Origin of the sequence: Leifsonia shinshuensis, from assembly GCF_022606355.1 — a bacterium.
Taxonomy (GTDB): Bacteria; Actinomycetota; Actinomycetes; order Actinomycetales; family Microbacteriaceae; genus Leifsonia; species Leifsonia shinshuensis_B.
Map to the genome: position 1 here is coordinate 884,225 of NZ_JAHHZQ010000002.1, position 20,117 is coordinate 904,341.

The following is a 20,117-nucleotide window of genomic DNA, read 5'->3' on the forward strand; positions in this document are numbered from 1 at the left end:
CAGTGCTCGGGCCGTGCTCCGGCCCGGTAGGGTCGGAGCATGGCTGAGAACGAGTCGACCGCCGAGGCGCTGGAGCGTCTCGGGAGCATCCGGCAGAGCATCGACAACATCGACGCGGCCGTCATCCACATGCTCGCCGAGCGATTCAAGTTCACCCAGCAGGTGGGGGCGCTCAAGGCGGAGCACGGGCTGCCTCCCGCCGATCCGGAGCGGGAGCGGGAGCAGATCCAGCGGCTCAGGGTGCTGGCGGAGGAGAGCCATCTCGATCCCGCCTTCGCCGAGAAGTTCCTGGGCTTCATCGTCGCAGAGGTCATCCACCACCACGAGCGCATCGCGTCAGAGAACGGGCGCTGAGGCGTGGCCTGGGATCCGGCGGAGCTTCCCGACGCGCACGGTCGCACGGTCGTCATCACGGGAGGCAACTCCGGAGTCGGCTACTTCACCGGAGAGCAGCTCGCCAGAGCCGGCGCCCGGGTCGTGCTGGCCTGCAGAGACCCTGAGCGGGCGGAGGCCGCGGTCTCGGCCATCCGTCGTCGCGTTCCGGGGGCACGGGTGGAGGCCACCCCGCTGGACGTGACGGACCGCCGGTCGATCGACGCGCAGGCGGCGATGCTCCTCGAACGCGGCAGGGTCGACGCCCTGGTGCTCAACGCCGGAATGGTGCACGCGCCGCGCGAGCGCCGCACGGACGAGTACGGCAACGAGCTCGTCCTCGCGACGAACGTGCTGGGTCACTTCCGGCTGGTCGCCCGCGCCCTCCCGGTGCTGGAGGCCACCGAAGGGGCACGGCTCGTGACGCTCGGCTCCCTCGCGACACGGCTCTCGCGGCTGCGCCTGGACGACCTGCAGCTGGAGCGCGGCTACACGTCGTGGCGCGCCTACGCCGGCTCGAAGATCGCCGCCCAGGCGTTCGGCTTCGAGCTCGAGCGCCGGCTCCGAGCGGCAGGGAGCGGCGTCACGAGCATCGTCGTCCATCCCGGCTACTCGAGTTCCGGTCGCACGCCGGGCGTGCGAGGGGTCAACCAGCCGACGCGGGCGAAGCGTTTCGCGGACAACCTCCAGGCGGCCTGGTCTCAGGGCAAGGACCACGGTGCCTGGGCGCCGGTCAGGGCGGTGCTCGACCCCGGCATCACCGGGGAGGACTACCTCGGCCCGGTCGGCCGCACCAAGGGCCTCCCGACCCACGCGCACCCGACGCGCAGCTCGCGCTCGCCGCGCACGGGGGCCCGGCTGTGGCCGCTGCTGGAGGCGGCGGCGGATCAGCCGTTCCCGGTCAGTCCTCGATGACGATCGACAGGAGTCGCTGGCCGTCCGGGACGGCGGCCCGAAGCGCGTCGCGCGCTGAGACGTAGTCGGGGCCGTCCGCCTCGATCTCGGTGACGGCGGTCGGGCGCACGATGGCGGTGGCGATCACGCGACCTCCGCGCGGCATCGCATTGTGCACCTGGATGAGCTCGCTCCCCTCCGGCACCTGGGCCTCGACGAGCTCCCGCGCCGTGGCGGCGTCGTCCGCCTCCGCGGTGAGCTCCTGCGTCTGGCTGCTCTGGATCAGTCCGCGGACCTTCATCAGGCCACCTTCCTGAGTGTGAGGATGGTCTGGATCGTGCTCGGAACGTCGTTGCTCAGGAACGCCTGCACCACGCTTCCGGCGGCCAGCGTCCGGTAGACGGTGAACTCGGTCGATCCGCTGGCGAACGACCGCGTGCCTCCGATGACCGGGAGACCGTCGACGCTGAAGGCGGCTGTCGCCTGGTCGCCCGAGAGCTGGGCCGAGAAGGTGATCGCGTAGACGCCGGTCGTGCTCGCGACCATCGCGTTCCCGGATTGAACCGGCGCGTTCGTCCCCGCTGTGAGGCAGCTTCCGAGGGGGATGACGACGCCGGAGATGTTGGTGACGACCGACTGCGTGTTCGTGCACGAGAGCAGAGCCGTGGGGGCGTCCAGCCCTGCGGGGCCCATCGCGCCCTGAGGACCGGGGGCGCCGATGGCGCCCGCTGGGCCGGTCGCGCCCGCCGGGCCCGCTGCTCCGGGTGCCCCCGCCGGGCCGGTGGCGCCGGTGGCACCTGCTGCTCCGGCTGCTCCCGTCGCTCCTGTGCGGCCGGTCTCGCCGGTCTCGCCGGTGGCACCCCTGGCGCCTGCTGTACCCGCAGCTCCGGTGGCGCCTGCCGCTCCGGTGGCGCCTGCCGCTCCGGCGGCACCTGCAGCGCCTGCGGCTCCGGTCGCTCCGGTTGCGCCCGCATCCCCCTTCGCGCCCGTCGCACCGCGCGTGGCCCCCGAACCGTCGCCGGCCGCGTTCGAGGAGGCGGCGGTCCCCGCGAGCGCGGCTCCCCCCGCCCCGGCGAGGCCACCGCCGACGACGGCGGCGGCGACGATCACAGCGGCGAAAGCAGCGCGACTCAACGGCACGAGCACTCCTCGAGTGGGCGGTACGGGACGGGCGGTGCGCGGCGGGACTGCTCGGGCGTCTCGAGGCGCTCGGACGACCACGGTCGGGAGTGGGCGTCCGCTGCAACGCTACCGGAACCGACGGTTCCCGCCGGGCACGCCACGATCCCGGTCACCCGCCCATACACCCGCCCTCGCTCGGACCTCCCAGCGCACGCTCAGAACGCTGGAGTGGGCTGAGCGGCATGGATATCGCTTACACCGCCATTGCACACGCCTCGGGAGGCGGACGCGACGGCCACGTCCGCAGCGAGGGCGACCTGATCGACCTCCCGACCCGACCGCCGCGTGAGCTCGGAGGCTCGGGGGAGGGCACCAACCCGGAGCAGCTGTTCGCGGCCGGCTTCGCCGCGTGCTTCCTGAGCGCCATCCATGCCGTCGGGCGCGCCGACAAGCTCGACACCACCGATGCCGCCGTCTCCGCGAGCGTGGGCATCGGCGCGAACGGCGAGGGCGGCTACGGCCTCGAGATCGAGCTCGTCGTGTACCTGCCGCGACTCGGACGCGAGCTGGCCGAGCAGACGATGGAGAAGGCGCACCACGTCTGCCCGTACTCCAACGCCACCCGGGGCAACGTCCCCGTCCGGCTCACGCTGGTCGACTAGCCCCGCGAGCCGTCGGTCTCACCCCGGCCGACCTCAGCCCGCTGCGACGCGGCCGACCTTCTCGGTCTTGTCCCAGCGGGCCTCGGCGCCCGCCAGCTCCTTGAGGTAGGAGTCGAAGGTGATCGCGCACAGCAGCGACCCGTAACCCGCCAGATAGATGAGGGCGGGCGCGAGCCACCGCCCGGCTCGGGTTCGCTCCGCACGCCGCGCGAGCCAGGCGACGACCATCGAGAACGGGATCCAGATGTAGATCGCGAGCGTCAGGATGAACAGCGCGGCGGTGCTGAGCGTGATCCCGAACAGCCCGGGCAGCCAGACCAGCGTGAGCGGGGGGAAGAGGGCCGTGATCATCACGAGCATGTTGATGATCCCGGGGAACAGCAGGATGTGCCCCAGCTCGCGCTTGCTGGTCCTGGCGTCGGTCAGCGATCCCAGTACCAGCACGAACAGGTAGGCGAGCGCTGCGGAGATCCAGAGCACCCGGAAGACCGAGGTCGCGAGTCCGTTCTGCAGGAACAGCAGTCCGGCGAGGCCGATGGCCGAGGTCACCATGATGAGCGGAAGCAGCCACAGGCTGAACCAGACGATGCCGAACGTCCACGCTCCGAGGTGGTGAACCTTGGACGGGCGGAACCAGATCTTCGAGTAGCGCGACGTGACGGAGACGTTGCCGCGCGCCCAGCGCAGCCGCTGCTTCCACAGGGCGTCGACCGCGCGCGGCTCCTCGGCGAGGACGTGCGCGTGCGGTTCGAAGACGACCTTCTTGCCGTGCAGCTGGGTCTCGAACGTCGTGATCGTGTCCTCGGCGAGGGTGGAGGTGTCGACGCGGCCGCCGAGGGCGACCAGGTTCTCGCGCGTGTGCAGCTGGGCGCCGCCCGCCAGACACGCCTGCGCGCCGAGGACGTTCTGCGCGCGGCGCGCGGCGGGCTGAGAGAGCACGTACTCGACGCTGACGAACTTGGTGAGGTAGTTGCGGTCGCTGCTGCCCTCGCGGATGTACGCGGACACCGCTCCGACCTCCGGGTCGGCCAGGTGCCGGGTCATCCGACGCAGCGAGTCCGGCAGGTAGATGACGTCGGCGTCCATGATCAGGAGCGCCTCCATCCAGTCTTCGGCGAGGACGCGCTCGATGCCGTGGTTCAGCGTGTGGGCCTTGCCCTGGCCGCCTTGTTCGCGGCGCAGCAGGAAGACGCTGCCGGGATACTGTTCGGCGCGGCTCCGCACGACGTCGGGCGTCGCGTCCGTGCTGGCGTCGTCGACGACGTAGATGCGCAGAGCATCCCGCGGGTAGTCGAGGCTCATCAGCCGATCGATGGAGGCCCCGATCACGGCCCCCTCGTTCCACGCGGGGACGATGATGGCGACGCGGGGGAGGTAGGGCGCCGCTTTCTTGTAGTGGTTGATCCACGCGTGGAACGGGATCACCACGAATGTCGAGGCTGCCGCGATCACGGGGATCAGCCCGCTGAGGGCGAGGATCAGGCATACCACGACGCCGATCCACTCCAGCACGCTCAGCACGTCCACACGGCTCCCCTCCGTCCTCCCACACAATACTCGGGGGTTCTGCCCCCGAGGGTCGTTCCGGCGTCTACGCGGGGACCGCGGCGCCGGGTGCTGCCGCCGCGAACTCGCCGTTCGCGACCGCCTGCTGAACCGTCCGGTAGTCGGCCTGTGCCTGGTCGGCGTACGAGAGGGCCCACTCGGTCACGGCGATGTCGAATTTCGTTCCGCTTCCGAGGTAGCCGGCGATGAAGGCGGCGCCGGGGGACTGCGCGTGGGCGCGTGCGAGGACCGTGCCGCACGCATCGACGTACTCGGCGAACGGCCGGAACCCGAGCGTCTCGGTGTCGATCGACACGTTCCGGTCGCGGAACTGCCGGATATAGAACGCGTGCCCGTCCAGCGTGGCGTACCCGAGGAACGGATCGCTGACCGCCTGGAGGACGCGCTGGTTGCCGACGACCCGGTGGCCGTGCTCGTCGTCGTGGGTGTGGTCGTCGAACACGGGCGAGCGTCCGGCGGTGGCGCCGCCGAACTCGACCGCGACGGACTCGGCCGCCTCCTTCACCTGCAGCACGAGCGGCTCGCCCGCCGGCCCGGTGAGGACGATGATGTAGCAGCGCGTTCCCACGCTCCCGACGCCGACGACCCGGCGCGCGGCATCGGTCGCCACATACTGCGACAGCAGCACGGCGATGTCGGAGGGGACGGTGCTGAGGTACGCGCGGGTGATCTCGAGCACGTTCTGCTCGGTCGCCTCCGGCACGTGGGCCAGCACCGGAGGGTTCTCCACGATCGTCACGGCCCCGTCGGCCGCGACGCGCGTGATCTTCCTCACGACTCGCGCGGACGTGCGCCGCGCTGCGGCCTCGATCGCGCGGTCGAGCACCTGCTGGGAGGTGAGATCGCGCCGGCCCTTGTTCACGTCCGCGCGGAGGTAGTAGCGATCCAGCAGTCCCAGCCGGGTCATCTGCCGGAGCCCCGTGCGGTATGCGGCCGCCGCTTCCAGCGTGACCGCCCTGACCTTCTCCTCGTCGAATCCCGTCTGCCGGGCGGCGAGCACCACACTCGTGACGAAGCGCTTCACGTCCCATTCCCAGGGCCCGTACGCGGACTCGTCGAAGTCGTTGAGGTCGAACACGAGGCTGCGCTCCGGTGACGCGTAGATCCCGAAGTTCGCCACGTGCGCGTCGCCGCAGATCGTCACGTCGACGCCGGTCCGCGGCTCCCGGCTCAGATCCACGGCCTGGATGGCAGCTGATCCGCGGTAGAACGCGAACGGGTTCGCCGTCATCCGCTCCAGGCGCAGCGGGATGAGCTCCGCGACCCTGTGCTCGTGCTGCCGCTTGAGGACGCCGACAGGGTCACGATCGCCCGCGGGCGAGTACACGCCGTGGGCGCTGCGCGGAACGCGGGAGCGCGCGTCCTTGCCGGCGCGGTACAGTTCGGCGGCGCTCCGGATCGCCTCGTGCTCGAACCGGAGATGACCCTCTTCAGCAGCCACTGCGGTGCTCCTCCCTGGGCTCGCGTGTCACAAGCCTAGGGGGAGGAGCACCGCCGGCACGTCAGCTGTTCGCCGGGCCTCCCAGCGTGCCGCCTGCCGCCAGCCGCATCAGGTCGGAGCCCAGGTCGATGCCGAGCTCGTTTCCGCCGGCGGATCCGAACTCGTGCTGGTAGCTGTCCCAGGACGCGTCCTTGATCCGGGCCTCCACACCGGTCTCCATGAGCACGACGAGCTCGCGCGCGGCGCGGTCGATGCGCTTGCCGAGGGAGTTGTCCTGCCAGTCCTCCGTCGCGGCGAAGACCGACGTCGGGGCGGTCATCGTGCGGAGGAAGGCGAACATCGACCGCATCTGCTCGTCGACGACCAGGGCGTGCCTGGCGGTCCCCGCCGTCGCACCCAGCACGACAGGCTTGGCGATCAGCAGGTCGTTGTCGAGTACCTGGAAGAACGACGTGAAGAGTCCGCTCGGCCCCGCCTTGTAGACCGGAGCCGTCGCGATGATCCCGTCGGCCGCCGCCAGCTTCTCGATCGCCGCGGTGAACCTCGGCCCCAGGTGCCCGGAGGCCAGGGCCCCCGACAGCTCGGGCAGCAGCTCGCGCAGGTCGAGGTGCTGCGTCTCGACGGTGCGGCCGTCGCGCTGGGCTACCGCCTCCACGCGCAGGCTGAGCCGGTCGGCGAGCATCTTGGTGGACGACGGGTCGCTGACGCCCGCGTTGACGACGACGACGCGGAAGGGCCGCGGGTCGGTGCTGGTCATGATGTCCTTCTCTCGGATGTGCTGCTGCTCAGAGGGCCGGGTACTCGGCCTGGAACTCGTCGGCCGAGTCCTGGTACGGCGAGGCGCCGGTGACGTTGTCGCCGCGGTTGGCGTTCGGCCGCGGCTGGCGCGGTGCGGCGTCGCCGTACTTGGCGCGGACGAGCGAGTCGTGGGTGGGGGCCTCCGGGGTCTCCGGGTCCTTGCGGGCCTCCGTCTCCTTGCGGAGCACGGGCACGACCTCCTCGCCGAGCAGGTCCAGCTGCTTGAGCACGGTCTTCAGCGGCAGTCCCGCGTGGTCCATCAGGAAGAGCTGGCGCTGGTAGTCGCCCGCCCACTCGCGGAAGCCGAGCGTCTTGTCGATGACCTCCTGCGGGCTGCCGACCGTGAGCGGCGTCGCGTCGGTGAACTCCTCCATCGTCGGGCCGTTGCCGTAGACCGGGGCCTCATTGAAGTACGGGCGGAACTCGTTCTTGGCGTCCTGCGAGTTCTTGGCGATGTAGGCCTGGCCGCCGAGCCCGACGATCGCCTGCTTGGCGGTGCCGTGGCCGTAGTGCTCGAAGCGCTCGCGGTAGAAGGCGATCAGACGCTGGTAGTGCTCCTTGGGCCAGAAGATGTTGTTCGCGAAGAAGCCGTTGCCGTAGTAGGCGGCCTGCTCGGCGATCTCCGGCGTGCGGATGCTGCCGTGCCACACGAACGGCGGCACGTCGTCGAGCGGGCGCGGCGTCGAGGTGAAGCCCTGTAGCGGAGTGCGGAACCGGCCCTCCCAGTCGACGACGTCCTCGTGCCACAGGCGGTGCAGGAGGTTGTAGTTCTCGAGCGCCAGCGGCAGGCTCTGGCGGATGTCCTGGCCGAACCACGGGTATACCGGGCCGGTGTTGCCCCGGCCGAGCATGAGGTCCATGCGGCCCTTCGACAGGTGCTGGAGCATCGCGTACTCCTCGGCGAGCCGCACCGGGTCGTTCGTCGTGATGAGGGTCGTGGAGGTCGTGACGATCAGGCGCTCGGTGAGTGCCGCGATGTGCGCCAGCAGGGTCGTCGGCGACGACGAGAAGAACGGCGGGTTGTGGTGCTCGCCGATCGCGAAGACGTCGAGGCCGACCTCCTCGGCGTGGGTGGCGATCTTCACGATCGCGTCGATGCGCTCCGCCTCGCTCGGGGTCTCACCGGACACCGGGTCGCGGGTGATGTCGCTGACGGAGAAGATTCCGTACTGCATTGCTGGCTCCTCAGGTTCGTTCTCGCCGTATCTATGCAAACGCATATAACAATCGGACCGTGCGGATATTCCGCGTCCCTTCAGGATGCCGCATGGGAGTCTTCGGGCGGCCGCTGTATCGCGCGCTCGCGCGCCATCGACCGGGCGCAGAAAAAGGTGAGTGCCGGGCAGGGAATCGTTCCCTGCCCGGCACTCACCCCGATGGCGTCGCGTCGGCGGCGCCTCACGCAGGCCAGAGGACGGACTGCGCGGTGCTAGGCGATGTGCACGCCGCTGTCGGTGGCTTTCGACATGCCGTAGATGACCTGCTGGACATAGGGCCGCTTGCCGTCGGAGGCGGCGACGGTGACGTGCAGCGTCTTGCCCTTGGTTCGGGAGGTGCGACCGATTCGGAGGTATCCATCCAGGTTGATCTGGCCGACGGCGTCCGTGTTGAGTACCAGCAAGATGTCCTTGCCGTCGTCGTACAGGGGGCCGCCCGCGTCGACCGATCGCATCCGGGGGTCCTGCACGAACCACATGTTGCCCTGAGGCGACTCGTTGGTGCTCCAGTTCTTGGTCAGGACGAGGTTGACGGTGGCGTTGGGGACGGGCGCGCCTTTGGCGTCTCGCACGTCGATGACGATGCCCTGCAGGTAGTTGCCGATGTTGGCGACAGCGGTCTTCCAGCTCCAGCTGGAGTTTCGCGTGGACCGCACGGTGACGGACGCGGCCGGGCCCGGGCCGGGCGGAGGGGTGGGGGTGGACACCGCGGCCGCGGGGGAGGCCGCACTGACCGCGATGGCCGGCACGGCCCATGCGGCGCTCTTCATGATCGTCCGTCGGTCGACTCCGTGCCGAGTGGCCGGTTCGGGCGCCGTATTGGTGGGGGCGGGGGTGGGGGTGTTCATGGAATTCTCCTCGATCGCTCTGCGCTTGCGTTCGCTTCTCGCTTTGTCCGGGCGAAGCTCGGCGCCTTCAGAGCTGGATGACGTGTTAACGAGAAGAGGGTAGCATCTGCCTCAATAGAATCTGAAATGCTGTGGTAGTGTTGTACACGTCAGGTGTCGGCGTCCTCACAGATCGATCCGGCAGACTTACCCGAACCGCATGGCGAGGGGGTGCGCCGCAGGCCCTCCGTCGTCGTCGCGCCCCGCGCTTCGGAACCGCCCTGGCGGGTTTCGAGCATCAACGACACCGACGCGTCCCGGACCACGGATGTCCGCCGCCGACGCGAGAGAGAGGCGAGCCCGATGGCCGAGTCTGATGACACCCCGATCGACCGACGTTTCCCCCGTGCCGGTGCTCTGGCAGGTTTTCTGGGGCTGAGCGTGACCGCCGGCGTGCTCATCGCCGCCATGGTGACCCCGGTCATCGCTGTAGCGGGCGTCGCTGCCGAGAGCGGCATCCAGGTCTTCGAGACGATGCCGGAAGCGCTGGCCCCCGACGCTCTCGCGCAGACGACCGACATCTACGCCAGGAATGCCGCGGGCGAGCCCGTCCTGTTGGCCTCGGTCTACGAGCAGAATCGCAAGAGCGTGCCGTGGGACGCCGTCTCCCTCTTCGTCAAAGACGCGGTCGTCTCCACGGAGGACCCGCGGTTCTTCACGCACGGCGGCGTGGACATCACCTCCGCGCTGCGCGCAGCGATCGGCAACGCCGCGTCGGGCGAGGTCGGCTCGGGCGCGTCGACCATCTCGATGCAGTACGTCAAGAACATCCTCATGCAGCGTGCGGAGGCCCTCCGCGACAAAGAGGAGCGCGAGGCGGCCTACCAGGAGGCCGTGAAGACGAGCATGGACAGGAAGCTCCGCGAGATGCGCCTGGCGATCGGGCTCGAGAAGACGCTGACGAAGAGCCAGATCCTCCTCGGCTACCTCAACATCGCCCACTTCGGCGGAACCGTGTACGGCATCCAGGCCGCCGCCGAGTACTACTACGGCGTGAACGCCTCCGAACTCAGCCTCGCGCAGGCCGCCTCGCTCGTCGCCACGGTGAACGAGCCGAACGGGCTCCGCATTGACGATCCGGACAACATCGGCGACAACAAGTTCCGCCGCGACCACGATGTGCTCCCGGCGATGCTCAAGCAGCGCGCGATCACGCAGGCGCAATACGACGAGGCGGTCGCGACCCCGATCGAGCCGAAGATCACGCCGCCGTCGACGGGCTGTCACGCCGCTAACCCGCTCGGCGCCGGATTCTTCTGCGACTACGTGCAGCGTGTCATCGAGAACGAGAAGGTCCTCGCCGACCCGTCGGACGCGAAATACAGCACGTTCACGCGTGGCGGATACGACATCTTCACCACCCTCGACCTCGACCTCCAGGCGTCGGCCGTGAGCGCGGTCGACGCGTACGTCCCGCGCAGCACCGAGGTGCTCGACCTCGGCTCCTCGCTGGTCACCGTCGAGCCGGGCACGGGACGCATCCTCGCGATGGCCCAGAACAAGGACTTCAACGCCGACCCCGACGCGGCGTCCGCGGGCAACACGGCCGTCAATTACGGAGCCGACGAGGCCTACGGCGGTTCGATCGGCTTCCAGGCCGGCTCGACCTACAAGATCTTCACCCTCGCCGAATGGCTCAAGGACGGCCGCTCGCTCAGCGACACGGTGGACGGAAACGCGCGCGCGCTCAACCTCTCCGCTTTCGCGGACAGCTGCCAGGGGTCGGGCACCGGAACGTACTCCCCGAAGAACGACGGGGCGCAGCGCCCCGGCAGCATGTCGGTGCGCACGGCCACGGCCGGTTCGGTGAACGGCGCGTACTTCTCGATGGCGCAGAAGCTGGACCAGTGCGAGATCCGCAAGACGGCGGAGGCCTTCGGCCTGAAGCGCGCGGACGGCAAGCAGCTGTCCTCGTACGTCTCCGACGTGCTCGGGACCAACGAGGTGTCGCCCGTTCGGATGGCCTCCGCGTTCGCGGCCGTCGCCAACCAGGGCGTGTACTGCTCGCCGATCGCGATCGACCGGATCGTCGCTCCGGACGGCACGGAGGTCCCCGTGCCGAAGAGTGCGTGCTCCGAGGCGGTCGCACCCGAGGTGGCCGCGACCATGGCGTCGGCGCTGGAGGCCGTGATGCAGGGTGGGACGGGTTCGGCGTCGAACCCGCGCGACGGTGTTCCCGTCTTCGGCAAGACCGGCACCACGGACTCCGAGAAGGACACCTGGTTCATCGGCGCGACCACCCGGCTCGCCACCGCCGTCTGGGTGGGCAACGTGACCGGAGACGTCTCGCTGCGGCGGACGCAGGTGGGCGGCATCCAGGCCGACATCCTCCGCCACCGGGTGTGGAAGGAGTACATGACCGCGGCGAACGGGAGGTTCCCTGGAGGCGCGCTTCCCGACGCCGTCTCCCGTCCCGTGCGGGGCTGAAGCGCCCTGTCTGATTTCCGCGAGTCCGCCGTCGGTGGCGGGCAGTAGCCTCGACAGGTGAAGGTCGCACTGCAGTTCGTCGCCATGGGGTTGGTCTGGGGCGCCAGCTTCCTGTTCATGAAGGTCGCGCTCGAGGGCGTCTCGTTCGGGCAGGTCGCGTGGGCGCGGCTGGTGTTCGGCGCGGTGACGCTCGGGATCATCGTGCTCGCGACCCGCAGCCGGCTGCCGCGGCAGCCGATCGTGTACCTCCATTTCGTCGTCGTCGCGATCACCTACTGCGTGCTCCCGTTCCTGCTCTTCGCCTGGGCGGAGCAGTACGTGTCGTCGAGTCTCGCGAGCATCTACAACGCCGTCACCCCGATCACCACGGCGATCCTCGCGACCGCCGCGTTCCGTGTGGAGAAGCTCAACCGCGACCAGGTGCTGGGTGTACTGGTGGGGGTCGTCGGCGTCGTCGTGGTCGTCGGGCCGTGGTCGATCGCGGTACTGTCCGGCAGCGTCTGGGGCCAGCTGGCCTGCCTGGGCGCGGTCACCTGCTACGGCTTCAGCTTCGGCTACATCCGACGCTTCATCAGCCATCGGGACATCCCGGCGACCACTACAGCGTTCCTCAACATCGGGATGGCCGCCGTGATCATGCTCGTGCTCACCCCCGTGGTCGCGCTGTCGCCGATCGAGTTCAGCTGGCCCGTGCTGCTCAGCCTGCTCGCCCTGGGGGCCCTCGGCACGGGGGTCGCCTACATCTGGAACATGAACGTGCTGCGGGCCTGGGGGCCGACGGCGACGTCCGGTGTGACCTACGTGACCCCGGTGGTCGGCGTCGCGCTCGGCATCCTCGTGCTCGGCGAGCATCTGAGCTGGAACGAGCCCGTCGGCGCCGCGATCGTGCTGGCGGGGATCCTGCTCACGCAACAGCGCGTGCGGATTCTCACCCGCCGGCGCACTGAACTCGTCGGCAGCAGCTAGCATCATCCTGGTGGCGCCGGACGAGCGCCCGGTTTCTTTCTAGGGGGATGCTCGATGAAGCACAGCTCTGTCGTGCGCGCCGCAGTGGCGCTCAGTGTGATCGGCCTGCTCGCGGGGTGCTCCGCGGGCCAGTCGGGAGGCGGATCCGGCGGCACGTCGACGGCCAAGCCTGCTGCAGCGAAGGCCACCTACAGCGCAGCCGACCTCGCGTCGATCGTGACGAAGGTGAACTCCTCGCTCGGCCTCGGCGGCACCGTCATCGACAACGCCGCCGCGAAGAACGAGGTGGACAAGCTGGGCGGCGCGAACGCGCTGACCCAGCAGCTCGGCAGCTCGGTGACCGTGCAGCCCGCCCAATGCCAGCAGCTGCTCCAGGACAACCTGGCCAAGGCGCCGCAGGCCGCAGACAACGTGACCGCGATGCTCACCTACGGCAGCAATGTACTGGTGGTGTCGGCTCCGGGCGCGAAGGGGTGGCCGCAGGACGTGCGGGCGAGCATGACCACGAAGTCCGACGACGTGCTGGCGCAGTGCGGCGAGATGACGCTCAGCGCGTCAGGTTTCACCGTCAAGCTCGCGATGACCAAGACGGACGCGAAGACGAACGCGGAGCTGACGCAGGGGATCCACGAGGGTGTGACGCTGGACGGCGCCGCCCAGGAGGTCGGCTCCGCAGACATCCTGCAGGCGCTCGACGGCAACCTCTACATCATGGTCACGGAGTCGTCGTCGAAGCTGTCGACCGCGGCGCCGTCGCCGGCCACGGCGACGCAGGTCGTGAACGCGGCCCTCGCCGCCGCCAAGAAGTAACCCCGAACGCCGAAGGGCACGTAAGCGCCCCTAAAACCGAGTTTTAGGGGCGAGTACGTGCCCTTCGAGTTGTTGCTTACGCGACCGTGGGGCCGAAGTGCTCGGGAAGCGTCGAGCGGTGGACGCCGCGGAGCTCCTCCACGCCGATCGTGAACAGGTCCTGCACCTCGAGGACCGGCTGGGTCCCGACTTCCGCGTCGGTCACGCCGATGCGCAGCAGCGGGACGCCACGGCCCTCGCACAGGCCGCGGAACTTCACATCGTCCTCCCGCGGGACCGACACGATCACGCGCGCGGTCGACTCGCTGAACAGAGCCGTCGCAGCGTCGACGCCGTCGCGCTCCTGCAGCTCGCCCAGCCAGACCCTGGCGCCGACGCCGAAGCGCATCACGCTCTCGGCCAGCGCCTGGGCGAGCCCGCCGTCGGCGAGGTCGTGGGCCGACGAGATCAGGCCCTCCTGCGATGCGGCGTGCAGCGTCTCGGCGAGCGTCCGCTCTGCGGCCAGGTCGACCGCGGGCGGCCGGCCGCCGAGGTGGCCGTGGACGGTTCCGGCCCACGCCGAGCCGTCGAGCTCCTCGCGGGTGATGCCGAGCAGATAGATGTTCTCGCCCTCGTCCTGCCAGCCGGCCGGGATGCGACGGGCGACATCGTCGATGACGCCGAGCACGCCGACCACGGGCGTCGGGAAGATCGGGGTGTCACCGGTCTGGTTGTAGAACGAGACGTTGCCGCCGGTGACGGGGACCTCGAGTTCGAGGCAGGCGTCGGAGAGCCCCTCGACCGCCTGCGAGAACTGCCACATGACCTCGGGGTTCTCCGGGCTGCCGAAGTTGAGGCAGTCGGTGACGGCGACGGGCACGGCGCCGGAGGCCGCCACGTTGCGGTAGGCCTCCGCGAGGGCGAGTTTGGCGCCCTGCTTCGGGTCGAGCTGGCAGTACCGGCCGTTGGCGTCCGTCGCGATGGCGAAGCCGAGCCCGCTCTCCTCGTCGACGCGGATCATGCCGGAGTCGTCGGGGAACGAGAGCGCCGTGTTGCCGCCGACGAAGTAGTCGTACTGGTCGGTGATCCAGCTCTTGTCGGCGAGGTTGGCGCTGCCGAGGAGCGCGAGGGTCTGCTCCCGCAGTTCGTCGCCGGAGGTCGGGCGTGCGAGCACGGACGCGGAGTCGGCCTGCAGCGCGTCGATCCAGGCGGGGTAGGCCACGGGACGCTCGTACACCGGGCCGTCCACCGCGACCGTGCGCGGGTCGACGTTGACGATCTCCTCGCCCTGCCAGTTGATGACGAGGCGTCCGGTGTCGGTGACCTCGCCCAGCACGCTGGTCTCGACGTCCCACTTGGCGGTGACCGCGAGGAAGGCGTCGAGCAGCTCGGGCTTGACGACGGCCATCATGCGCTCCTGGCTCTCGGACATGAGGATCTCCTCCGCCGTGAGCGTGGGGTCGCGCAGCAGAACGCTGTCGAGCTCGATGAACATGCCGCCGTCGCCGTTCGAGGCGAGCTCGGAGGTGGCGCAGGAGATGCCGGCGGCTCCCAGGTCTTGGATGCCCTCCACGAGCTTGTCGCGGTAGAGCTCGAGACAGCACTCGATGAGCACCTTCTCGGCGAACGGGTCGCCGACCTGCACGGCGGGGCGCTTGGTCGGGCCTCCCGCCGAGAAGGTGTCGGAGGCCAGGATGCTCGCACCGCCGATGCCGTCGCCGCCGGTGCGCGCGCCGAACAGCACGACCTTGTTGCCGATGCCCGACGCGTTGGCGAGGTGCAGGTCTTCGTGGCGCAGCACGCCGACCGAGAGGGCGTTGACCAGCGGGTTGCCCTGGTAGATCGGGTCGAAGTAGGTCTCGCCCCCGATGTTCGGCAGGCCGAGGCAGTTGCCGTAGAAGGAGATGCCGGAGACGACGCCGTGCACCACACGGGCGGTGTCGGCCTGGTCGATCGCACCGAAGCGCAGCTGGTCCATGACCGCGACCGGGCGGGCGCCCATGGAGATGATGTCGCGGACGATGCCGCCGACGCCGGTCGCCGCGCCCTGGAACGGCTCGATGTACGACGGGTGGTTGTGCGACTCCACCTTGAAGGTGACGGCCCAGCCTTCGCCGACATCGACGACGCCGGCGTTCTCGCCCATGCCGACCATGAGGTTCTTCTTCATCGCCGGAGACACCTTCTGGCCGAACTGGCGGAGGTAGATCTTCGACGACTTGTACGAGCAGTGCTCCGACCACATGACGGAGTACATCGCCAGCTCGCCCGAGGTGGGGCGGCGGCCCAGGATCTCGCGGATGCGCGCGTACTCGTCGCTCTTGAGGCCGAGCGCCGCATAGGGCTGCTCCTTCTCCGGCGTCGCGGCGGCGTTCGCGACGGTGTCGACGACGTGCTGGATAGAGGTGTCGGTCACGCGGGCACTCCAGGCTGCTGGGCGGTGGCGGGGATGAGCCAAGTCTACCGGCGCTGAGCCGGGGGTCGGGCCGGGGGGGTGCTCGTACCGGCGCCGTTCCCGGTGGCAGGATGTGGGCGGGTGCCGCCGTGCACCGTCCCGACCGACGCTGGAGGCCGACCGTGCAGATCCCACGACCGTCGCAGGAGACGATGGAGCTGTTCCGTTCGGTGGTGCCCGACGCGCCGGGCGTCGAGGTCAAGCCGATGTTCGCCAATCTCGGCGCGTTCGTGAACGGCAACATGTTCGCCGGACTCTTCGGCGACAGTGTCGGGGTCAGGTTGCCGGACGAGGCGGTGCGCGAGGAACTGCTCGCGATCGACGGCACGGGTCCCTACGGCCCGGCGGAGCGACCCATGGGCGGATACGTCGCCCTCCCCGACGGCTGGCGCGACGAACCGGACCGACTGCGCGAATGGATCGGCATCGCGCTCGAGCAGGTCGGGTCGATGCCGCCGAAGGCGAAGAAGCCGCGCGCCCCCCGCGCGGCCAAGGGCTAGCCGATGCGCTTCGGCCCGTTCGTCGACCTGTCGCGTCCGCTGGGCGCCGACACGGACGTCTATCCCGGCGACCCGGAGGTACGGCTCGAACCGCACGCGACGATCGAGGTCGACGGCTACAACCTCCTGGCGGTGCACCTGGGTTCGCAGTCGGGTACGCACGTCGATGCGCCGTTCCATTTCTCGCAGGGGGGAGCCCGTGTCGACGAACTTCCTCTCGCGCTCTTCGCCGGGCCGGCGGTGATCGTCGATGCGGGCGATCCCGGGCCGCGCGGGAGGATCGGGCGGCGTCACCTCGATCCGCTGGCGGGTCGCCTGCGTGCGGGCGTCGTCCTGCTGTTCCGCACGGGGTGGAGCAGCCGGTACGGGACGGCGGCGTACCACGACCATCCCTTCCTCGACCCGGAGGCGTGCGCCTGGGCGCTCGACCGCGGGATCCGGACATTCGGGATCGACGCGCCGAGCATCGACGAGACCCCGGCGACAGCGAGCGGCGGCGACGGCTATCCGTGCCACCGGCTGATCGCCGCGGCGGGCGGAGTGATCTGCGAGAACCTGACCCGGCTGGAGGATGTGACCTTCGACGACCCCGTCGTGTCGCTCTTCCCGATCCCCTTGCAGGGCGCAGACGGTGCCCCGGTGCGCGCCGTGGCCTATCGGGTGGAGGGGTGACCTCCGGTCACCAGTCGGTGCCGAAGCCGTCCGTGATCGCGCCGGGACGGACGGAGGTCGAGGCCGAGTGGCCGGTCGTGGTCGAGCCGACGGTCTGGCCCGGAGGGCTCGTCGTGGCGGCGCCGCCGTTCGAGAGCGCCGCCGCCCCGACCACCAGGACGGCGATGAGGGCGAAGGTGCCGAGCAGTGCCGCGGCGAAGCCGAGCTCACCGCGCAGGAAGCGGCCGAGCGTCCCCGACCCCCTGCCGGCGTCCGGCTCCTCCCGCTCGCCGGCCAGCAGGTCGGCGACGAGCGCGTCGAGCTCGCGCGTCGAAAGCCGGGTGAACGCCTCCAGCTCGACCTCGCCGCGATCGTCGAGGGGGGTGCCGGCGACGAGTTGTGTGTAGCGCTGCGCGCCCTCACGGTCAGCGCGGGTGATGTGGGACATCGTCAGCTCCTCCCCGCCCGACCGGGCGCTCCGACCGAAAAAGCCTGATCCACACCACCAGTCTGAGCGCCCCACGCTCGACACGCCAGTCTGTGCTCGCCCGGCTGCCCGGCGGGGTCAGGCGATGGGGAGCGCAGTGCGGCTGAGCTGGTCGACGTCGCGGGCGGCGCCCTGGTCGGCGGAGAGCGCCATGGCGGCGTAGGCGCGCAGCGCCGCCGACACCGGGCGGTCGCGGTCGAGCGGACGGTAGCCGCGGCCGGCCTCCAGAGCCTCCCGGCGGGCGTCGAGCACCGCGTCCGGAACGTCCAGGCGGAGGGCGCGGGTGTGCACGTCGATGCTGATCGTGTCGCCGTCCTCGACCAGGGCGATCAGTCCTCCTGCCGCAGCCTCCGGCGAGACATGGCCGATGGAGAGACCGGAGGTGCCGCCGGAGAACCGGCCGTCGGTGATCAGTGCGCACTTCGCACCGAGCCCGCGGCCCTTGAGGAACGACGTCGGGTACAGCATCTCCTGCATGCCGGGACCGCCGCGCGGGCCCTCGTAGCGGATGACGACCACGTCGCCCTCCTTCACGCGCTTGCCGAGGATCGCCTCGACCGCGGCCTCCTGCGAGTCCACGACGACGGCAGGGCCGGAGAAGGTGAGGATGCTCTCGTCCACGCCCGCCGTCTTGACCACTGCGCCGTCGGGCGCGAGGTTGCCGCGCAGGATCGCGAGGCCGCCGTCTTTCGAGTACGCGTGGGCGACGTCGCGGATCACGCCGGACTCGGCATCCAGGTCGAGCTCGTGCCACCGCTCCGACTGCGAGAAGGCGGACGACGAACGGACCCCGCCCGGCGCGGCGTGGAACAGCTCGATCGCCTCCGCCGTGGCGGATCCGCCGCGGATGTCCCAGTCGGCGAGCCATCGCTCGAGAGAGGGTGCGTGCACGGTGTTGACCCCGCGGTCGAGCAGGCCGGCGCGGTCGAGCTCGCCGAGGAGCGCGGGGACTCCGCCGGCGCGGTGCACGTCCTCCACCAGGGCTGCGCCGTTCGGGGCGACCTTCGACAGGCAGGGCACCCGGCGGGACAGCTCGTCGATGTCGCTCAGGTCGTAGTCGACACCGCCCTCGCGGGCCGCCGCGAGCAGGTGGAGGATCGTGTTGGTCGAGCCGCCCATGGCGATGTCGAGCGCCATGGCGTTGCCGAAGGCGGCGCTGGTCGCGATGGAGCGCGGGAGCACCGACTCGTCGTCCTGGTCGTAGTACCGGTGCGCGAGCGCGACGGCCGTCGCCCCGGCCTTCTCGTACAGCTCCTTGCGGGCGGTGTGGGTGGCGAGCGTGGAGCCGTTGCCGGGGAGGGCCAGGCCGAGCGCCTCGGTGAGGAAGTTCATCGAGTTGGCGGTGAACATCCCGGAGCACGACCCGCAGGTCGGACAGGCGTTCTCCTCGATGCGGAGCAGGTCGGTCTCCGACACGGCATCGTTCGCCGAGTCGGCGATCGCCGAGATCAGGTCGAGCTTGCGCACGGTCCCGTCGACGAGCACGGTCCGGCCGCCCTCCATCGGGCCGCCCGAGACGAAGACCGTCGGGATGTTCAGGCGCAGGGCGGCGAGCAGCATGCCCGGCGTGATCTTGTCGCAGTTGGACACGCAGACCAGCGCGTCGGCGCAGTGCGCGTTGACCATGTACTCGACCGAGTCGGCGATCAGCTCGCGCGACGGCAGCGAGTAGAGCATGCCGCCGTGGCCCATCGCGATGCCGTCGTCGACCGCGATCGTGTTGAACTCGCGCGGGATGCCGCCGGCGGCCTGGACGGCCTGCGAGACCACCCGGCCGACCGGCTGCAGATGCGTGTGCCCCGGGACGAACTCGGTGAAGCTGTTCGCCACGGCGACGATCGGCTTGCCGAAGTCTTCCCGGGCGACGCCGGCGGCGCGCAGGAGGGCGCGGGCGCCGGCCATGTTGCGGCCGTGGGTGACAGTGCGGGAGCGGAGAGCGGGCATGCTCTCATGCTGCGGGTCGCCGGCCCGCGCCGGAAGACGGTGCTGCTACTAGTAGTGGGAGCACTAGTATCGACAGATGGATGCCGAAGGAGCGCGGGCGGAGCTGGGCCGATTCCTCCGAACCCGCCGCGAGCAGGCGGCACGTGCCGACTACGGCCTCCCGCCGGTCGGCCGCTCCCGTGACCGCGGGCTGCGCCGCGAGGAGGTCGCGTACCTCTCGGGTGTCAGCGTCACCTGGTACACCTGGCTGGAGCAGGGGCGTCCGATCAACCCGTCGCGGTCGGTGCTCGACGCGGTCGCGCGCACGCTGAGACTGTCGGCGTCCGAGCACGAGTACCTGCTCTCGCTGGCAGGCTTCGGCCTCCCGGCGCCCGTCGGCACCAGACCGGTGGAGGACGCCCCGCCGCACCTGCAGCGCCTCCTCGACGCGCTCGGCGACAACCCGGCGTTCGCACTGACTCCCGACTGGGGCATCGCCGGATGGAACGCCGCCTACACCCGGCTGTACCCGAACGTGGCGCGCGTGCCGCGCGAGGACCGCAACCTGCTCTGGCTCGTCTACACCGACCCGGCCGTGCGTGAGCTGCTGCCCGACTGGGAGGAGACCAGCGCGCGCTTCCTCGCGGAGTTCCGTGCAGAGACCGGCACGCGTGCGGGCGACCCCGCCGTGCGTGCGCTCGTCGAGCGGCTGCGCTCGTCGAGCCCGGAGTTCAGGGAGGCGTGGGATCGCTACGACATCCTGGGCTTCGCCTCGCGGGAGCGTCGCTTCCGCCACCCCCGCGACGGCGAGGTGCGCCTGGAGCACCATCAGCTCGCGCCCACCGATCATCCGGACCTGCGCGTGGTCGTCTACACGCGCCTCCCCTAGCCGGCAGCCATCGCTTCCTCACTTTCTCTCGCCCGCGGCCGGCGTGTTGCGGGAGAAAGTGAGGAACGGAT

19 protein-coding genes are annotated in these 20,117 nt (G+C 70.2%); 9 read left to right on the plus strand and 10 right to left on the minus strand.

The genetic code is table 11. The features are described from left to right. The first annotated feature begins 39 nt into the window (after positions 1 to 39). Positions 40 to 354 (plus strand): chorismate mutase, encoded by a 315-nt coding sequence (locus KNO15_RS11110; RefSeq protein WP_241703786.1) that lies wholly within the window; start codon positions 40 to 42, stop codon positions 352 to 354. A gap of 3 nt (positions 355 to 357) precedes the next feature. Next, entirely contained in the window at positions 358 to 1,287 is a 930-nt protein-coding gene (locus KNO15_RS11115; protein ID WP_241703787.1) for an SDR family NAD(P)-dependent oxidoreductase, read from the plus strand. Here the strand turns inward: KNO15_RS11115 and KNO15_RS11120 are convergent. Further along, the gene (locus KNO15_RS11120) at positions 1,274 to 1,567 is read right to left on the minus strand and encodes a hypothetical protein (RefSeq protein ID WP_241703788.1); all 294 of its coding nucleotides are present in this window, start codon (positions 1,565 to 1,567) and stop codon (positions 1,274 to 1,276) included. The two genes, KNO15_RS11115 and KNO15_RS11120, sit on opposite strands and share 14 nt — an antisense overlap. Continuing rightward, on the minus strand, positions 1,567 to 2,406 hold the full coding sequence (locus KNO15_RS11125) for a hypothetical protein (RefSeq protein WP_241703789.1): 840 nt from the start codon (positions 2,404 to 2,406) through the stop codon (positions 1,567 to 1,569). Before KNO15_RS11125 ends, KNO15_RS11120 begins: the two co-directional genes overlap by 1 nt. Before the next feature lie 224 nt (positions 2,407 to 2,630). On the opposite strand from KNO15_RS11125, the gene KNO15_RS11130 reads away from it, so the two are divergent. Beyond that, positions 2,631 to 3,050 carry an organic hydroperoxide resistance protein gene (locus KNO15_RS11130; RefSeq protein ID WP_241703790.1) on the plus strand — a complete coding sequence of 140 codons (420 nt, stop codon included), beginning with the start codon at positions 2,631 to 2,633 and terminating at the stop codon, positions 3,048 to 3,050. Between the two features lie 33 nt (positions 3,051 to 3,083). On the opposite strand, the gene KNO15_RS11135 is transcribed toward KNO15_RS11130, so the two are convergent. From KNO15_RS11135 to KNO15_RS11155, 5 genes are all read right to left on the minus strand, one after another. Beyond that, positions 3,084 to 4,562, minus strand: coding sequence for a glycosyltransferase family 2 protein (locus KNO15_RS11135; RefSeq protein ID WP_241703905.1), 1,479 nt, complete (start codon positions 4,560 to 4,562; stop codon positions 3,084 to 3,086). Between the two features lie 79 nt (positions 4,563 to 4,641). Beyond that, on the minus strand, positions 4,642 to 6,057 hold the full coding sequence (locus KNO15_RS11140) for a DUF2252 domain-containing protein (RefSeq protein WP_241703791.1): 1,416 nt from the start codon (positions 6,055 to 6,057) through the stop codon (positions 4,642 to 4,644). A 61-nt stretch (positions 6,058 to 6,118) separates the two neighbouring features. Next, a complete protein-coding gene (locus KNO15_RS11145) occupies positions 6,119 to 6,814 on the minus strand; it encodes a CE1759 family FMN reductase (protein WP_241703792.1) in 696 nt (231 codons plus the stop codon). A 28-nt stretch (positions 6,815 to 6,842) separates the two neighbouring features. Continuing rightward, complete coding sequence (locus KNO15_RS11150; protein ID WP_241703793.1) at positions 6,843 to 8,030, minus strand: LLM class flavin-dependent oxidoreductase; 1,188 nt, start codon at positions 8,028 to 8,030, stop codon at positions 6,843 to 6,845. Positions 8,031 to 8,284: 254 nt separating this feature from the next. After that, positions 8,285 to 8,920 carry a hypothetical protein gene (locus KNO15_RS11155; RefSeq protein WP_241703794.1) on the minus strand — a complete coding sequence of 212 codons (636 nt, stop codon included), beginning with the start codon at positions 8,918 to 8,920 and terminating at the stop codon, positions 8,285 to 8,287. Between the two features lie 342 nt (positions 8,921 to 9,262). Between KNO15_RS11155 and KNO15_RS11160 the strand changes: the two genes are divergently transcribed. Genes KNO15_RS11160 through KNO15_RS11170 form a run of 3 tightly spaced genes read left to right on the plus strand, consistent with a single transcriptional unit; the run spans position 9,263 to position 13,162 of the window. Beyond that, positions 9,263 to 11,386 carry a transglycosylase domain-containing protein gene (locus tag KNO15_RS11160; protein WP_241703795.1) on the plus strand — a complete coding sequence of 708 codons (2,124 nt, stop codon included), beginning with the start codon at positions 9,263 to 9,265 and terminating at the stop codon, positions 11,384 to 11,386. Between the two features lie 57 nt (positions 11,387 to 11,443). Next, a complete protein-coding gene (locus KNO15_RS11165; protein WP_241703796.1) occupies positions 11,444 to 12,352 on the plus strand; it encodes a DMT family transporter in 909 nt (302 codons plus the stop codon). A gap of 54 nt (positions 12,353 to 12,406) precedes the next feature. After that, complete coding sequence (locus KNO15_RS11170; RefSeq protein ID WP_241703797.1) at positions 12,407 to 13,162, plus strand: hypothetical protein; 756 nt, start codon at positions 12,407 to 12,409, stop codon at positions 13,160 to 13,162. Positions 13,163 to 13,238: 76 nt separating this feature from the next. Here the strand turns inward: KNO15_RS11170 and purL are convergent, their stop codons facing one another. Further along, the gene (gene purL / locus KNO15_RS11175; RefSeq protein ID WP_208039065.1) at positions 13,239 to 15,557 is read right to left on the minus strand and encodes a phosphoribosylformylglycinamidine synthase subunit PurL; all 2,319 of its coding nucleotides are present in this window, start codon (positions 15,555 to 15,557) and stop codon (positions 13,239 to 13,241) included. 161 nt (positions 15,558 to 15,718) lie between these two features. Between purL and KNO15_RS11180 the strand changes: the two genes are divergently transcribed. Further along, positions 15,719 to 16,096: a TfoX/Sxy family protein gene (locus KNO15_RS11180; protein ID WP_241703798.1), complete on the plus strand. Its 378-nt coding sequence runs from the start codon at positions 15,719 to 15,721 to the stop codon at positions 16,094 to 16,096. A 3-nt stretch (positions 16,097 to 16,099) separates the two neighbouring features. Next, positions 16,100 to 16,768 carry a cyclase family protein gene (locus KNO15_RS11185; protein WP_241703799.1) on the plus strand — a complete coding sequence of 223 codons (669 nt, stop codon included), beginning with the start codon at positions 16,100 to 16,102 and terminating at the stop codon, positions 16,766 to 16,768. A gap of 7 nt (positions 16,769 to 16,775) precedes the next feature. On the opposite strand, the gene KNO15_RS11190 is transcribed toward KNO15_RS11185, so the two are convergent. Continuing rightward, positions 16,776 to 17,195 (minus strand): hypothetical protein, encoded by a 420-nt coding sequence (locus KNO15_RS11190; RefSeq protein WP_241703800.1) that lies wholly within the window; start codon positions 17,193 to 17,195, stop codon positions 16,776 to 16,778. A gap of 117 nt (positions 17,196 to 17,312) precedes the next feature. After that, positions 17,313 to 19,178 carry a dihydroxy-acid dehydratase gene (gene ilvD / locus KNO15_RS11195; protein WP_241703801.1) on the minus strand — a complete coding sequence of 622 codons (1,866 nt, stop codon included), beginning with the start codon at positions 19,176 to 19,178 and terminating at the stop codon, positions 17,313 to 17,315. Between the two features lie 76 nt (positions 19,179 to 19,254). Between ilvD and KNO15_RS11200 the strand changes: the two genes are divergently transcribed. Beyond that, positions 19,255 to 20,046, plus strand: a complete 792-nt coding sequence (locus KNO15_RS11200) for a helix-turn-helix transcriptional regulator (RefSeq protein ID WP_241703802.1) — start codon at positions 19,255 to 19,257, stop codon at positions 20,044 to 20,046. Positions 20,047 to 20,117: the final 71 nt, after the last annotated feature.

Excerpts from the sequence above, each read along its gene's own strand:
- KNO15_RS11190 (WP_241703800.1), bottom strand. The coding sequence starts at position 17,195 with ATGTCCCACATCACCCGCGCTGACCGTGAGGGCGCGCAGCGCTACACA.
- KNO15_RS11155 (WP_241703794.1), bottom strand. The coding sequence starts at position 8,920 with ATGAACACCCCCACCCCCGCCCCCACCAATACGGCGCCCGAACCGGCC.
- KNO15_RS11170 (WP_241703797.1), top strand. The coding sequence starts at position 12,407 with ATGAAGCACAGCTCTGTCGTGCGCGCCGCAGTGGCGCTCAGTGTGATC.
- ilvD (WP_241703801.1), bottom strand. The coding sequence starts at position 19,178 with ATGCCCGCTCTCCGCTCCCGCACTGTCACCCACGGCCGCAACATGGCC.
- KNO15_RS11130 (WP_241703790.1), top strand. The coding sequence starts at position 2,631 with ATGGATATCGCTTACACCGCCATTGCACACGCCTCGGGAGGCGGACGC.
- KNO15_RS11160 (WP_241703795.1), top strand. The coding sequence starts at position 9,263 with ATGGCCGAGTCTGATGACACCCCGATCGACCGACGTTTCCCCCGTGCC.
- KNO15_RS11110 (WP_241703786.1), top strand. The coding sequence starts at position 40 with ATGGCTGAGAACGAGTCGACCGCCGAGGCGCTGGAGCGTCTCGGGAGC.
- KNO15_RS11120 (WP_241703788.1), bottom strand. The coding sequence starts at position 1,567 with ATGAAGGTCCGCGGACTGATCCAGAGCAGCCAGACGCAGGAGCTCACC.
- KNO15_RS11145 (WP_241703792.1), bottom strand. The coding sequence starts at position 6,814 with ATGACCAGCACCGACCCGCGGCCCTTCCGCGTCGTCGTCGTCAACGCG.
- KNO15_RS11200 (WP_241703802.1), top strand. The coding sequence starts at position 19,255 with ATGGATGCCGAAGGAGCGCGGGCGGAGCTGGGCCGATTCCTCCGAACC.
- KNO15_RS11150 (WP_241703793.1), bottom strand. The coding sequence starts at position 8,030 with ATGCAGTACGGAATCTTCTCCGTCAGCGACATCACCCGCGACCCGGTG.
- KNO15_RS11185 (WP_241703799.1), top strand. The coding sequence starts at position 16,100 with ATGCGCTTCGGCCCGTTCGTCGACCTGTCGCGTCCGCTGGGCGCCGAC.